The following is a 16,096-nucleotide window of genomic DNA, read 5'->3' as shown; positions in this document are numbered from 1 at the left end:
AGAAATTGGAAATCGCATTTTCAATTTCTGTCCTCTGATTAAATCATGGATGAGTTAATCAGAGGTTCCTATAGAAAACTCCGAGTTAATCAGAGTTTCTTATATTAGATATTGTTTTTTGAGGCTTCAAAACAAAGTATTGACAGGTTAGTGTCTTTAAGCCACTATGTATTCATCGAAACGATGTTGGGATTCAACATTACGGTTTTGATAAGGTTTAACGAACTTGGAGAGACCGAGTTCTGTACACATCAATAGCAAGGAGTTTGCTGTTATGAGCGATCAATCGTTCGATTTCCTCGTATTTATAGGGCGCTTTCAGCCTTTTCATTTAGGTCACCTAGCCGTTATTCAGGCGGGCATGGCACAAGCCAAACAAATGATCATTCTTTGCGGTTCGGCACATCAACCGCCATCGGTACGCAATCCTTGGACAATTACCGAGCGTGAAGCAATGATTCGTTCGTCTTTCAATAAACTCGATAACGAACGCCTACATATTGTGCCGCTAATGGATAATGTTTATAACGACGAATCATGGGTAAGAAATGTTCAAGCTACCGTAAACGGCTTGGTCACTGCGCATCACAGCGTTCCCCATAAACAACCCAGCATTGGTTTAATTGGTCACAGCAAAGATCAAAGTTCGTATTACCTTAATCTGTTCCCACAGTGGCGTGCGGTACAGGTTGAAAACTTTAATAGCATTAGCGCGACGCCCATTCGCGCACGAATATTTTCAGACTCTGGCGAAGACTACATTGCAGCAAATACAGCACAAGAGTTACCTAAACCAGTTAAAGAGCAATTAAAAGCATTTTGTGCAACCGATACTTATCGCGAATTAAAAGAAGAACAACACTTTGTGAATAAATACAAAAGTGCTTGGGCTAACGCACCTTATCAACCAACCTTTGTGACGGTTGATGCGGTAGTTGTACAAAGTGGTCATGTATTATTGGTAAAACGCAAAGCGCGCCCTGGTAAAGGTTTATTTGCCTTACCCGGTGGTTTTGTGGGCGCTAACGAAAAACTAGTCGATGCCTGTTTGCGGGAACTAAAAGAAGAAACTCGTCTTAAGGTGCCGGCACCGGTATTAAAAGGCTCCATCAAGCGTCAACAGGTTTTTGATGATCCGCATCGATCAGAAAGAGGCAGAACTATTACCCACAGTTATTACATCGAGCTAGAACCCAGCCAGCAATTACCTAAAGTAAAAGGTGGCGACGATGCCAAACATGCTCTGTGGGTGCCACTTGCAGATATTAATCCCGGTAATTTATTTGAAGACCATTATTTTATCATTCGCGAAATGATAGGCATGTAACAAATCAATAGACCAACACGATTTAACAAGTTGGGAAAGACCCAGCTTATAGATAATGACAGGAGGATTTCCGTCATGGACAGTCAAAACATTATTTTAAACGTAGATTCTTACAAAACCTCACACTATCTTCAGTACCCACCGCAAACCACATTTGTTTCTAGTTATATCGAAGCGCGCGGTGGTCAGTTTGAAAACGTATTGTTTTTTGGTTTGCAAATGTTCATTAAACAATATCTAACAAAACCCATTACACAAACAAATATTGATGAAGCCGAAGAAATATGCGCGGCACACGGCGTACCTTTTAACAAAGATGGTTGGCAATATATTTTAAAAACCTACAACGGATTTTTACCCATAGAAATAGAAGCCTTACCAGAAGGCAGCGTTGTACCAGTAAAAACCGCGTTAGCACAGGTTAAAAATACCGACCCAAATTGCGCATGGTTAACCAGCTACATAGAAACCGCACTTTTGCGCGCCGTTTGGTACCCAACCACCGTTGCCACCCAAAGCTGGTATTGCAAACAAGTTATTTTGGCCAACATGCTAGAAACCTGCGATACCACAGACGGTATTAATTTTAAATTACACGATTTTGGCGCTCGCGGCACCAGCAGTGAAGAATCTGCAGCCATTGGTGGCGCAGCACACTTGGTAAACTTTATGGGTACCGATACCGTGAGTGCATTGGTGGCTGCAAAAAGATACTACGGCGCCGATATGGCCGGGTTTTCAATTCCAGCAGCAGAACACAGCACCATTACTGCTTGGGGTAGAGAAAACGAAACACAAGCCTACGCCAACATGCTGGAACAATTTGCTGGCGACGGCAAACTAGTCGCCGTGGTTAGTGATTCTTACGACCTTTGGAATGCCGTTGGTAATATTTGGGGTGGTGAATTAAAAGAAAAGGTAAAAAATAACGGCGGTACCCTAGTTATAAGACCTGACAGTGGCAACCCAGTACAAATAGTTTATGAAACCATCGAACTATTAATGGATAAATTTGGCTTTACCGTTAACAAAAAAGGTTACCGCGTACTACCCAATTACATTCGGGTCATACAGGGCGATGGCATTTCATTAAAAAGCATTGGCGAAATTTTAGAAAACCTAAAGAACTATAAAATAAGTGCCGACAACATCGCCTTTGGAATGGGTGGCGAACTTTTGCAAAAAATAAATCGCGACACATTAAAATTTGCCATGAAAGCCTCAGCCGTTTGTGTCAACAACGAATGGCGAGACATATACAAAGACCCAGTCACCGACAAAGGCAAACAATCTAAAAAAGGCCGTCTAGCCGTTATTAAAAACGAGGCCGGAACAATACAAACCGTTCAATTAGATGAATTAAACGAGCGCGAAAATTTATTAAAACCAGTATTTAAAAATGGTGAATTGTTAAAAGATTGGCGGTTTGATGAAGTTAGAGAACGTACTTTAATAAAATAAAAAAGCATCATTAAAAACATTTCCATTTAGTTGTTTACTAAAAACCCCGGAATTTTATTCCGGGGTTTTCTTTTATTACACCCACAAAAAATAAATTTCCAATTTAATAAGAACTTTGTCGCCAGAATTTTCTTAATGCCACGTAACAACCTAGATTAGTTACTTATTTACAATTCATTGAGAAATAATACGCATAATTATCTCGATCTGTGTGCTAGTTTTTCATCGTCTTAAAAATTATCTTTCTATAAAAAAATACTACTTTTAGCGTTAATTTTTTAGTTTTTTTGAACTAATTTTTTAATTGCCTAGAAATACGCTTTTTCAAATTAGATTTAATTGGAGAAAACCTATGCCACACTTTTACCCAGATGATCACTTCGCGTTACCTGCTCAAGAATATCTTGAGATAGTATTAGAGCAATCAAAAAAACAGCTTATAAAGATGCGAGTTCAACTGAGAGAAAAACCTGAAGAGTTGGAAGTAAAAGAGCGAAATTTTCTACGCCGAGAATGTGCAAGGTTAAACTCTCTCTCCAAACTTCAAGCTCGTTTGGAAAAATATCGACTGTATCATCAGAGCTCTAGGTTATCAGACAAGGTCAAGGAAGCTAGGAAGTTCACTAATTCAGAAAAGCTAGGTAAGCATTTAAGAGCATCCGGGCATTTTAAGCCGGGAGTAAATTGGCAGGCTCATCATATAATTTGTTCCAAGCATCTCAGCCATGCCTCTGCTAGATTGAAGTTATTCGCGTATTTAGGTATCAATGATCCATCAAATGGTTGTTGGTTACCAATAAAACAGGCGGATGCAATAGATTCAATATATCCTGATGCCGCTGGGCATGTATATGTTCATACAGAAGCGTACTCTACTTGGGTAAGTAATAAGGTGAAGGCAATACAAGGTGCCGGAGAAATGCATAACGTGTTAAGAAATATTCGGTTGAAATTACTTAGAGCAAGAAAGGAGCAAGAGGTTTTCTCGTTGCTTTCAAAAGATGGTCAGCTAGATTTGAAGGGTGTTATCAAAAGTAAGAGTGTATGAAAATGGCAAAAATATTCCAGATAGATTTTGATATTGAGGCTTACGCTTTTTGCGCCTTAGATGATTACGACATTGTCGAGAAAATGGAAGACTTCGCTATAAACACAATTGGCACACCCTTATCATTTGAGTGGATTGCTCCGGGCGTTGAGTTTATGGCGAATGATGATGGAATTACCCTGCGGCCAGATTTAACACAATGGGCGGGTAATGATTTAATTGTATCAAAACTTGCTGCCGAATACTTAGCAGAATTCCTTACTTCAAAAGTTGTAGAAAAGTATCCTTTGGCAAAAGAAGGTGTTGATTATATCTATATAAACCCGATTATAAGACTGGGTAACGAAGTAATAGACACCAACAAAACTAAATTTTCATATTTCGACGACGGTACTGTCGATAATATTGAAGTTTTGGTTTTTAAAAAAAACGCTATGAATAATGCGCCACCGCTATTCACATTAGATATTAATGGCGGAGGCTACTTATATTGCAATGAAGATTTTTATAATAAGGTAACCAAAAATAATTTTAGCGGGTTGGTTTTTACAGAGGTTGATCAGGTTTGATTTGGATTGGCATAAAATATTTTATCAGCATCAAAAAGTTAGCAAGTTTGTTTTCAATTTGTCGAGACTTTTTATAGGAAACTCTGATTAACCTAGAGTTTCCAGCGACACAAGGATGTGTCGCCAATTTCAAGAACCGTAAGTGATTGAAATTGTGAAGAAATTGGAAATCGCATTTTCAATTTCTGTGCTCTGATTAAATCATGGATGAGTTAATCAGAGCTTCCTATATAAAGAATTCGTGTGATCAGGTTGAATAACAGTGAAATTGAACTCAAATCTTACCTAGCTTAAGCAGGAAAGTAATTGCCTGCGTGTTAGATTAGATTTGAGTCGGTGGCGCTAAATACCTAAAAAGCTTGAATTAGCTACGTCATAATTTTTGTAAGGAATTATTTATGAATTTGGATCTGCGGTTGTAAGTTCTTCTTCATTTTCAGCTATTAAGGTTAAAATTTGATCTAAGTATATGCCATGCTCTTTGGCTGTTGCCTTTCGCAAGTACAGTGGAATATCTTCTTGAAATGCACTTTTAGTTATTGGTTTAAATTCACAAAGTGCATCTATCATTGCCGGCCTCAGTATGCTGCTATTTTGTGGAACGTCTATTTTCGATTTGGCAATAATACGAGAATCGAACTCTTTAAGCTTTGCTTCCAGTGTGTCTTGCTCTCCATTGAAGCTTGTAAGCTCTGATATTATTTGAGCTTCTTCATCAACATCGCGTTCAATCTCGAAACTACTTGTATCCATTTCCGGCTCATAATGAACGTCCGTTTTTAATTGATTGAGAAGTGCAATAATTGGCTTGATTTGCGCTTGAGGATTTTTAAACCAGTCCGTAGACCAGATTCTTGTAACATTCCAGCCAAGGCTCTCAAGAACTGATTGGCGTAACCTATCCCTATCTCTCGCTGATTTTGCAGAATGATATGTCGCACCATCACATTCAATCGCCATTAAGTATCGGCCTGGTTGTCCCGGGTCTTTCACTGCTAAATCAATAAAGTATCCAGCAACTCCAACTTGAGGTTCACATTCGAATCCGTGTAATTTTAGAGCATTCATTACACCTATTTCAAAATCACTATCGGGCTCCTTACCGGTGCTCTTAATTTGTGGCAGCCTACCTGTCTGAGCAAAGTTTAGGAAACTCTTCAGTGCGCGTACACCAGCACTAGATGATGGATTTACCAAGATATGACCTTCGGTCATTGAGCTGAAAACATGCATACGTTTTTTAGCGCGGGTGAACAGAACATTTAACCGACGACCACCAGAAGCCGAGTTTATTGGGCCAAATCTTTGCGGCATTTGTGCCGCTCCAGCTTCCTTAGGACCGTAGGTGCAAGAGATAAAAATAACATCTCTTTCGTCGCCTTGGACATTTTCTAAGTTTTTGAGGAAGAATGGTTCGTCGCTGTATTTATTTTTCTCGTAAACATCTCTGAATAGTTCGTCGTCTTTGGATAGCTCTTCTACACAACGATCAATTTGTTCTCTCTGATTCGTGCTCATAGCGACCACGCCAAGAGATTCCTTAGGATTGTTTAACAAGTGCCGCCTAACCGCTTCAGCGATAACCTTTGCTTCTTCAATATTATGTTGGTTAATAAAGCGACCAGTTTTAACGTAAGTGAATTTAATTCCAAATTCGTTACTTCTCTCAGAAGGAGAGGGGAACACTACGAGATTGTTGTCATAAAATTCTTGATTAGAGAATGCAATTAGGCTTTCGTGACGAGATCGATAATGCCATCGCAAGCGGCGAGCATCAAATATTGGAAGAGATACGTCTAGAATACTTTCAGATTGTTCTATAGCTGTTACATCTGCACTCTCGTTTTCAACAGTCTTTTCGAAAAAGCTTGTAGGTGGTAGCTGTTTAGGGTCGCCGACAACTATCAACTGTCTTCCGCGAGCGATTGTACCTAAAGCGTCTTCCGGTTTAATTTGTGAGGCTTCATCCATCACAACTAGGTCGAACTCGATTTGTCCTGGCTCAAGATATTGAGCAACCGAGTGCGGGCCCATCATAAAGCAAGGTTTTAGGGCGATTAACGATTTACCTGATCTATTAATTAATTGTCTTATTGGCGTATGTCGAGTTTTTTTATTTATCTCGTGGTTAATTAGCCCCATTTCAGAATAAGACGAGACTTTACCACTAGATATACCAGGCAGGACTTGATTTTTTCCATTTTGCGCGATTTGGAATGCTATTTTTTCCTGCTGGAGTTTCTTTAGCTTCGTATCATATTGACAGAATTGTTCGCGAATAGCATTTTGGTTAGGGCCTGAGAAATAAGCCAAATTATGGTTTTCGTTGAGAATTTCCCGAGATAGGCTATCGAATACTAAATACAAATACAGCTGTTCAATAGTATTTAAATCTATTTTTCCATTTTCGATACTGCGCAGAAGATTATCTAATCCTGCGTTGCTTAAAGATTCTCTAATTCGGACGAAATCAATCCAAGTGCTCAACCACCTTGGCTTAGAAAGAGCTTGATAGCTTTTCTTTTTCCATAGTAACAAGTTGTCTCCTGTAGACTGAAACCATGCCGCACTGTCCAATTCAACGCGTTCTTTAAATGTATTGAAGTTGGTGCTGAGTTGAGTTGTTCGTTCAGATATTAGCTTTAAACTGTCACGAATGGAGTCTAGTTTCTGTACACTTATATTGGCCAGTAAATAGCTTTTTAGACTTATTGTGTTCAAGTCCATCAGCTTGCGATACAGGTTTAGTGTTGTGTTTATCACTTGTTTTGCGGATTCGCAGTTTTTTCGCGAAGATAGACTAAATCCTTCTCCGAACAATATTGATGAGCATTTATCATTGTTAAGATTTTTTTCCATCTCAATCAATTGACTAAGGTTGCTAACTTTTGAGTTGAGCTCATTAATCGATATCTCTATTTTACATAGTGATTGTAATGTCCGGGTTGAGGTCTCCAATGACTGACAAAATTGTTCTATACCGTTTTGTGATACGAGGTTGTAGTTTCTGTCACTGATTATATCTGATTTAAAGACTGATCCAAGTTGGTCATTGAGTTGCGAAAACTGATCTAATGAAGGCAGAGATTTTGACTTCGCTAGATGTTGGATTCCCTTAAATGTTGAGTCGCTGAAACGGAAAATTGCATTTGCAAATGCCACTTTTTTTCCAAATCCAATGCCATACTGATCTCTTACAGAACGGTACCAGAATCTTAATTTATGTAGTTGCTCAATGGGAGTTTTGATTCCGTTAAATTCATGTTTCAATTGGGTTTTAAAGGAATTATCAGATAGTTGGTCACAGAATTCTTTATACTGAATTAAGTTTTGTAGTTGAAAAATTAATTCGTTTATTCTAGGTTTAATAGGTATGGAAAACCCGAAAATTTTATTCTTTGCTTCTCGCCAGCTTTTTTTGAACCAGCGTAATAAACTTTTATCATTTAATACATTTGCTAATTCTTTTAATTCAGAACTGCTAGGAGTTTCGTTTAGTTTAAAAAATGGTTCAAGAGCGGTTTGAAGAGGTTTAATTTTTCCTAATAGAGCGTTCAGGTCTGATAAAACAATATCCAAGTGGTCATTGTCAAACAAGTCATCACGTCGGCTAACTAGAGATGGATCTAGTAGATCGAAAAACTTAAGAAAGGATTCAAATTCATTGAATCCATTAGCTGATGGTATAACCAAGCCAGCTAAGGTTGGATCTTGTTCAACAACGGAATTTAAATCTTCGTTAATAGATAAAGATAAATCCTTATATGATTGGACAAGTTTAAGTTGTTTGTATATGTCATTTGGACTAAAGTGTTCATGTTTGAGATTACCTTGAACATCACCTAGTGCATTTTGCAATTTAATTAGCGAAATATTATTTTGGAAAATGTTTTCTTCGAATATTGGAGCGAGTTCCGAGTACAGATTTCTAGCCGAATCATAAATAGCAATGTAATTGAGTAGAGTTTTTTCACTTTCATTAGATATCTTATGTAAAGCAGAAAAATCTTCGTTACCATTTAGTTCTGGTAATTTTCTAAAATCGATTGTAAGACTTTTTAGTATGCGTCTAGTTTTGGGTAATTCAATCGATAGTTTTTTAGATAAGTTTTCGAGATCATTAATTACAGATTCTGTAGCTTCGTGAAAGGGTTTTAAAGCATTACAAACTTCTTCGCACTCGAATACCTGAATGTTCTTGTTGTAAACACCAAACCACGGATGATCGCTTAATAACGAATTTTTTCCAAGTTGATTTTTAACTTCATTAAAAATATATGCATATCTACGTAATTCATCAGAAATTCGGCGTCCCTCCAATTCATCGAAGTTTTCACCATTAAAATTTATGGGTTTAATCTCTTCAAGGTTTATCGCGCTGAATTCTTCGCGATATCTCGCGGCCGCGGTTAGAATTTGATGAATAGTTTTCCCAGATTTTTTCCATGTTGAGTTAATAAGTTCGGAGTGCTGACTCAGAGTTTCTTTTTTTCCTTCGTACATCTGAATATCAACTTTAATCGATTCGGGATCGCGATAATTTTTTTGCTCCTCGAGGCGTTTTTTAAGATTTTCATACACTTGTTTTTTTTGAGTTTTATTACTATGTAACTCAAGGCAAAAATCTCCCAGTCCCGCACGTGTAAGCCGTGATTGAACAACTTGAAGAGCTGCCATTTTTTCAGCGACGAAGAGTACTTTTTTCCCCTGCGCTATAGCTGCAGCAATTAGGTTCGTAATGGTCTGCGATTTTCCGGAGCCCGGCGGCCCCTCTATGACAAGGTTTTTACCTTTTATAGCGTCGACAAGAGCGCTGTGTTGGGAGCTATCGGCATCATCAATTAACGGATATAGCTCGTGCACATTTTCTAGTGCATCAATTTCGTACTCTGTTCCAAAAAATGTAAGTCCTGAAGAGTCTTTCGCATTTCCTTCCTTGGTAAAAAATTGTTGAATAATTGCGTGATTCTGAATGTTGTTAGCGCCCGACGGCCACCTAGAAGGATCTAGATCTAGGTACATTAATAATTTACCGAAATCGAATAGTGACAAGGTTGCATTTCGTTTTACGGACCAAGCGGGCTTATTTTTTTTAAGTTGCTTTTCTACGAGCTCTAAATAACTTTCCGGTAGCATTCCATCTTCTATTTCTGGAAGTAGCAGATGGAAATCATGTTTCAGTTTTTCTCTAAGAGATAAGTTTGAGATGATATCTTCACCGGTATGCTCAATTGTGTATGTATAAGTACTGAGCACCACATTTAGGGATGCCTTATTGATTTTGACGGGGAGTAAGAAAAGAGGAGCTTCCTTAGGAGTTATAGAGCTTTCATCCTCGTACCATTCAAGAAAACCGAATGCAAGATAGAGAATATTGGCACCTGTTTCCTCAATAGCTAAAGTTGCCTTGTCGTGAAGTTTGCGTAGTTGCGCTTCTAATTCTCGGGGGAATAATAGAGACTGTATGTTAGTGTCATCGTGTTTTGGCTCTTTTATTTTTTCACTTTTGGGTAACTCATAAGCTGCATTAATTCCTTTTATTTTCGCCCATTCTTTAGCGGTAGGATTAGACTTAGTGGTTACTTCTTGTCCATCTTCCTTAATAGAAATATATCCGTGTTCAATGAGCTCATCTTTTGTAGGTTCATCGACTGGAACGAAGGTGAATTTCCGCCCATCCAAGATATTAACTGCTAATTGGTCTGGCATTTCGTCAATTACTCGTACAAAGCCAGATTTGCCATATCGGAAATTTAATAGTCTATTACGACCTGTTAGGTCAAGAAGTCTATTGCGAATTGTTTGAAGGGAGTCGAAAGCAAAATTTTTATTTATTCCATTGTCTGGTGAACGATCCATGTTTTAACTCCCCCTCGAAGTTCTTATATTGTTTAATTATTAAGAGTAATGAGCGGAACTTGAGCTCGATTAATAGTAATTCTATTTTGCTTTGAGACTAGTATTCTCACCAGTCTTTAAATTATCGAACTGGTAGATTTATCAAACTAGAGGTTTATTGCGGTTGTAAAGCAAGTACTGTTAGGTCATAAACATCCTAGAATTAAGTTTTCTTGTAAAGTGAATTAGCATTAGTTCTCTTAATCTAGTCAATGTGGCGGAGCAAAGTAGTTTTTAACCAGAACATATTTATCGAGGGCGCAATTTGTAAAGGGCTTGTGGTGGTCCTGAGTTGTAATCTATTCGATTCAGTTGAGCGGGGTAGGTAAGTTTACAGATTCATTTTTGACTGGATGCAGAGTTGCATTAAGTTGAATACGAAATATCAAGCTATGGTCGGTATTTCTTAACCACTTCTGTTTTGAGGTTCTTTCAGGCATAAAAAAGCCTCGCATTTGCGAGGCTTTAGAATTTGATGGTGCCCAGAGGCTGAAGCATCCGAATAGCCTTTGGGCTATTCGTCCCCTACGGGCTGCGCTTGTGGCTCAATGCTCGGTCGCATTGAGTCGAACCACGGTCGGTGGTTTCTCAACCGCCTCTGTTTTCGTGTTTTTATCGGGCATAAAAAAACCCCGCATTTACGAGGCTTTAGAATTTGATGGTGCCCAGAGGCGGAATCGAACCACCGACACGGGGATTTTCAATCCCCTGCTCTACCGACTGAGCTATCTGGGCAATTCTTCTTAGGCGCTAAGGTGCGCTGGAAGAGGCGCGTATTAAACCGATTGCGAGCGATCTAGTCAAGGCCTTGCGAAAGAATTTTTCACGAAAAATCAGTTGCTTGACTCTCTTGCGGTCTATTCGCTGGTTTTATCGCCAGTTTGCGGTACAAAGCCTTCAATTTGATCGGTTTCACTGCCAGAAAAGAACTTTTCCATCTGTTCGTTTAGGTAGGTGCGGGCGGTTAGGTCCATCATGTTGAGTTTGCGTTCGTTAATGAGCATGGTTTGGTATTTCATCCATTCTTCCCACGCTTGTTTCGATACATTGTTAAAAAGGTCCTCGCCTTTGGCGCCGGGGTAGGGTGGGCGTTCTAGTCCTTCAAGCTCTTTTTGATAGCGGCGGCAGAATACGGTGCGTGACATGGGTTGTTCTCTTGGTTGTCAAACTTGGTGGTCATTATAGATAGAAAGCACGGTGCGATGCATCCGCATAGGCGGCTGAATGGTTTGTATTTGCCTCCAAAGGCATATCAGTGGTGATTACAAGTGGTTGTGTTAGGGTGCAAATCTGAAGGTTAGAGTGCAAGTTTAAAGCTCGTTATGCGGGCGTAATCGACATCAAAATAAGCGGGGGCTTATGAATCGCTTACTGTTTTTGTGTACGGGTAATTACTATCGTAGCCGTTTTGCCGAGCAATATTTTAATCATCATTGCCAGCGCTTGGCCTTGCCTTGGCGGGCTTATTCCAAGGGTTTGCTGCGCAATATGGCGCTAAGCCCAAATCTTGGGCCTTTGTCGGCGCATACTAAAACGTATTTAAGTGAGCTTGGTATAACGCCAGGCGATTCTCGCTGGCCAGAAAGCGTAGAGCTTGAAGATTTTGATCAATACCATCGTGTAATTGCCGCCAGTCGTGACGAGCACTACACGATGATGCAAGAGCACTTTGGTGATCTTGCAGATTGCATCGATTACTTTGAGGTTGAAGACCTGCATATTGAGTCTTCTGAGTCGGCCTTGCCCAAGTTGGTTATCGCCCTAGACCGGCTCATCGAAGAGATTCAGGGTGCCTAGATGCTCATTTCCGTTGTTATTGCCATCACCAAGTTGTTTTAAGAGCTTGGTGACCGGCGCTGCCAGTCCTAAACCGGATTCGGGATTGGTTTGATTATTCAGTGTCAGCCATTGGCCAGATTGTTCGGCTATGTGTGCTGGATTATTGGCCAGCGTGATCAATACCGGTTGAATGTGTAGGTGATAGTGGCTAAAGGTGTGTATAAAGCTTGGCCAAAGTTGCTGGCTTTTAATGTGTGCGTTTAACGTTGAGCAGTGCTTGTGAATCGCTGCGCTGAGATCGTTACCGTTGTTATTGGCGTTATTTTTTGAGTTGTTTTTATCGGAATTATTCTCGGTAATTGCTTGCTCAAAAACAGTTTGGTCGTCACTTTGCAAAACCTCCGGAAAACTCCAAAGCCCGCCCCAAATGCCGTGTGAGGGTCGTTGTTGTAAATAAACTTCGCCGTTTTGATTAATGAACATCAGCATGGCGGTGTATTTGGTGGGTTTTTGTGTTTTCGGTTTTTTACCAGGAAATTCCAATTGGCGATTTTCTTTGAAGGCAACGCAGGTTTCAACAAGCGGACATGCCTGGCAATTGGGTTTGGTGCGTGTGCACAGTGTCGCGCCTAAATCCATCATGGCTTGTGTGTAGTGATTGCAGTTGTCTGCCGGAGTATGTGCTTCCGCTACCTGCCAGAGTTGATTGAGCACCTCGGTTTTACCGGGCCAGCCGCCAATGGCGAAATGTCTTGCCAGCACGCGTTTTACGTTGCCATCTAATATGGGTGCGTTTAAGCCCATGCTGATACTGGCAATGGCACCCGCGGTTGAGCGGCCAATGCCGGGTAATTCTGCAAGTTGGTCTACCGTGTGTGGAAATTTACCTTTGTGCTCTGTAAAAACAGTGATTGCGCATTTGTGCAGATTCCGCGCGCGAGCGTAATAGCCCAAACCGCTCCAGTGGCTTAATACGTCGTCTACCGGCGCTTGTGCTAGCGCTTTTAAGGTAGGAAAGCGTTTCATAAAACGCTCAAAATAAGGAATCACCGTGGCAACTTGAGTTTGCTGCAACATAATTTCCGATATCCAAACGCGATACGGAGTTATATTTTTTTGCCAAGGTAAATCTTTACGGCCGTATTGATAAAACCACTCCAGCACGCGCTCACTAAAATTAACGCTAATTAATGCCGAGGTGTTGGTATTTTTATCAGATTTTTTAAGGTATTTGCTCATACATAAAAAAGCCAGTGGCTTAGCACTGGCTAAAATCTCTTTAAATTTTTATCGGTTAAAATAGTTACTTATTTATCTTTATCGCGTTTAAACAAGCCGTCTAATAATTTACTGGCGCCGTCGCCCAATTTGTCATCGATCTTATCGCGAAGCTCATTGCGTTTTTCATCGATTTTTAATTTGTCTTTGGCTTCTTGTTTTGCTTTGTCTTCAAGATAATCTTTTGCCCACTCGCGAATGGCGCGTTCGTCTAAGCCACAAGCCGAGGTTGGATTTGATAGATCACCTTTACAGCGAATTAATGACAGTGCTCGACCCACTAAATAAGAGCTGGTAACCGGGCAGCCTTGGCTTTCTAAATTGGCTTGTGTAACCGAAAAAGGTAAGCGCACATCTAACGACTGATTCGCCAAATCAACCTTACCGTTAGCGCCGATTATAAATTGCTGTACACCAGCGGATAGGTTTTCGATGGTTGCGATCTGGTTTGCGAAATTAATTTTGGCGTTAAATTGCTGCATTTGTGTAAAGTTTGGCCATTCAATTTGCGAGTTAAAACTCTCGCCCTGAATTAACGCGACTGCTTGGCAAACCATTTTTTCGATATTAACTGGCACTAATTGCAACGATTGAGTATCGGCGCTGAGTTGTGCATTTAAATTTTCAAACAATTGCGTGCTGGTTAAACCGTTTGTGGTAGAGGTAAATTGAGTATTGGCTTTGCCTTTAAATAAAAACGATTGCGCAGAACCCGGTTCAATAAAGCTGGTGAGTAATGGTTCTAACGACACGCCATTGCCACTGCCATTAATGGCAATTTTAGGCGTGGCTGGACGAGCATCAATGGTGCCGTTGGCTTTTAACGTACCTTCGTAAAAGTTCGCGCTAAAGTTTTTTAAATTCGCTAAACCGTTTTGGTTATTGAGCGCGAGGTTTAGGTTATCGAATACCATGTCGGTAACTTTAATGCGATCAAAATCAACGGTAATGTTCGCGTTGAATTCTTTTAATAATTCAAACGGAATGGGTTCTTCCGGTGCTGTGGTTGTGTTAGCTGATGCATTCGCGGTTGCTGGTTCTTCTGTGGGTGGCGGCAAGTAGCGATCAAGATCAATACTGCTGCCTTTAAGCGCTAAATCTAGCGAATTAAAGTTATTGATTTTGCCGGTCGCGTTTAAGGTGGTTTCGTCGAGTTTCGCTTGCAATTTAGAAATTTGAATCGCATCAAGCTTACCACCGGCAATTAATTCAAAGCTTGCGCTGGTTAATGCTTTGGCATCGGCCATTTCTGGCTTGTCAATTTTTGCTTGCGCTAATATTTTGCTGGGATTAATAGTTGGTACGGTAACGTGTGCATTAAATTGCTGTTGCTTGTTAACATCACCGGTAATCACAATTTTTGAGCCATCTAATACCAGCGATAATTCGTTGAGTTTAGCAATGCCATTACCGCTATTTAATTTTACGGTAGGTTTGTTAAAGGTAATGCCACTGGCGGTAATCTCTTCAAACGCGATGTCGGCATTTAACAAGTACTGGTCTAAAAATGCTAAATCTAATGGCTCATCGGAATTTGTAGTCGTTGATGGTGAACCGGCTGCTGTTGAGGTGGTAGCAGTCGCAGATGTAGCAGCAGATTCTGGTGGTAAATAATCGTCTAAATTAATTTTGGTGCCGCGTAGCTGTAAATTTAGATCATTAAGATTATTAACCTGCGCAGTGCCGGTGATATTGGTTTTATCCAATTCTAAATTTAATTGGCTAAGACTTAATTGTTTTTCGTTGCCGCTTATAGAAAGGCTTGCCGCAACCTTGGTGAGTGCTTGCGGATTTTGCGTGGCCAGCTCGTCTAAACCTAAGGTTTTCATTAACGTTTTGGGGTTAAACGATTCAATTTTAAATTGCGCATTAAGATTGGGTTGCGCTTTTAAATCGGTGGCAGCGACGGTAAAGGTAGAAACAATCGACTCGCTAATCGATTTAGCGGTGTTTTCAAGTAACAGTGCCAATTTACCGGAATTCATTTCGACGCTAGTAAAGTCTTCGCCGAGTTTTATTTTTGAGCTAAAACTACCAGCAACATTAAGCTGGTCGGGAAGGTCTTTGCTGAGCAGGCTCACTTGCCATTGTGCCTCTACGGGAAAGCTTTTACCCGTTAGACTTAAATCATCGACAGTAAGGTCAAAATCCAAGAGGCTGGCATTGATGTCGTTTTGGCGGTCTATAAAGGTCACCGCAGCGTTTTGTATGCGAATACTGTCGGCAGTAATGGATAACGCCGAGCTTTCACCATTATTATCGCCGGAAGTTTGGTTTTGCGTTGCTGCTTGAGTTTCGGAGGATTTATCAAGCAAAACTTCCCAGTTGCCTTTGCCTTGTTCGTCAATTTCTAAATGAGTTTTTAATCCGGTTACCGAAATTGTTTGGATAACAATTTCTTTGCGCAGTAATGGTAATAGGCTTACTGATACTGCGGCGTCTTCAATGGCGGCAAAGCTTTGTCCATCAACGTTATTAGGCAGTAATTCGGTGCGGCCAATACTGATACCAATAGACGGAAACCACTGCCAGGACAGTTCACCTTGGATGGCAATGGGATAGCCTGCATCTGAGGCGGCTTTTTCGATATCACTCTTGTAGTCGTTGGGATCAATAACGGAGGTAACTACTACAATGACGATGGCAATTAATAAAATTAATGCTGAAACGGCGGAAAGTAAAATTTTTAGCAGTTTTTTCATTGTTTACTTCCAAATAAATTGGGCGCGAAAGTGG

9 protein-coding genes and 1 tRNA gene are annotated in these 16,096 nt (G+C 40.2%); 5 read left to right on the top strand and 5 right to left on the bottom strand.

The annotated features are described in order from the left end of the window. Positions 1-274: 274 nt before the first annotated feature. The 4 genes from ACYQ2C_RS09035 to ACYQ2C_RS09020 all read left to right on the top strand — a co-directional run bounded on the left by ACYQ2C_RS09035 (position 275) and on the right by ACYQ2C_RS09020 (position 4,405). Complete coding sequence (locus ACYQ2C_RS09035) at positions 275-1,327, top strand: bifunctional nicotinamide-nucleotide adenylyltransferase/Nudix hydroxylase (RefSeq protein WP_460052336.1); 1,053 nt, start codon at positions 275-277, stop codon at positions 1,325-1,327. 75 nt (positions 1,328-1,402) lie between these two features. Next, positions 1,403-2,788: a nicotinate phosphoribosyltransferase gene (locus tag ACYQ2C_RS09030; protein WP_460101751.1), complete on the top strand. Its 1,386-nt coding sequence runs from the start codon at positions 1,403-1,405 to the stop codon at positions 2,786-2,788. A gap of 352 nt (positions 2,789-3,140) precedes the next feature. Next, the gene (locus tag ACYQ2C_RS09025; RefSeq protein WP_460101749.1) at positions 3,141-3,836 is read left to right on the top strand and encodes an AHH domain-containing protein; all 696 of its coding nucleotides are present in this window, start codon (positions 3,141-3,143) and stop codon (positions 3,834-3,836) included. After that, the gene (locus tag ACYQ2C_RS09020) at positions 3,833-4,405 is read left to right on the top strand and encodes a hypothetical protein (protein WP_460101747.1); all 573 of its coding nucleotides are present in this window, start codon (positions 3,833-3,835) and stop codon (positions 4,403-4,405) included. The genes ACYQ2C_RS09025 and ACYQ2C_RS09020 overlap by 4 nt, the downstream gene beginning before the upstream one ends. A gap of 396 nt (positions 4,406-4,801) precedes the next feature. Here ACYQ2C_RS09020 and hhe read toward each other — a convergent pair whose 3' ends face one another. From hhe to ACYQ2C_RS09005, 3 genes are all read right to left on the bottom strand, one after another. Continuing rightward, the gene (gene hhe / locus ACYQ2C_RS09015) at positions 4,802-10,264 is read right to left on the bottom strand and encodes a DUF4011 domain-containing anti-phage protein Hhe (protein WP_460101745.1); all 5,463 of its coding nucleotides are present in this window, start codon (positions 10,262-10,264) and stop codon (positions 4,802-4,804) included. A 698-nt stretch (positions 10,265-10,962) separates the two neighbouring features. Further along, positions 10,963-11,038: transfer RNA gene (locus ACYQ2C_RS09010), tRNA-Phe, on the bottom strand. A gap of 122 nt (positions 11,039-11,160) precedes the next feature. Then, positions 11,161-11,448, bottom strand: coding sequence for an oxidative damage protection protein (locus tag ACYQ2C_RS09005; RefSeq protein WP_460052323.1), 288 nt, complete (start codon positions 11,446-11,448; stop codon positions 11,161-11,163). A gap of 214 nt (positions 11,449-11,662) precedes the next feature. Between ACYQ2C_RS09005 and ACYQ2C_RS09000 the strand changes: the two genes are divergently transcribed. After that, positions 11,663-12,100: an arsenate-mycothiol transferase ArsC gene (locus tag ACYQ2C_RS09000; protein WP_460101742.1), complete on the top strand. Its 438-nt coding sequence runs from the start codon at positions 11,663-11,665 to the stop codon at positions 12,098-12,100. On the opposite strand, the gene mutY is transcribed toward ACYQ2C_RS09000, so the two are convergent. Beyond that, positions 12,065-13,321, bottom strand: coding sequence for an A/G-specific adenine glycosylase (mutY, locus tag ACYQ2C_RS08995; protein WP_460101740.1), 1,257 nt, complete (start codon positions 13,319-13,321; stop codon positions 12,065-12,067). The two genes, ACYQ2C_RS09000 and mutY, sit on opposite strands and share 36 nt — an antisense overlap. 68 nt (positions 13,322-13,389) lie before the next feature. Beyond that, complete coding sequence (locus ACYQ2C_RS08990) at positions 13,390-16,062, bottom strand: AsmA family protein (protein WP_460101738.1); 2,673 nt, start codon at positions 16,060-16,062, stop codon at positions 13,390-13,392. Positions 16,063-16,096: the final 34 nt, after the last annotated feature.

The sequence above is a fragment of the Sessilibacter sp. MAH3 genome, from assembly GCF_054658275.1.
Note: the sequence above shows the minus strand (reverse complement) of the source record. Positions and strands in the feature narration are given on the sequence as shown.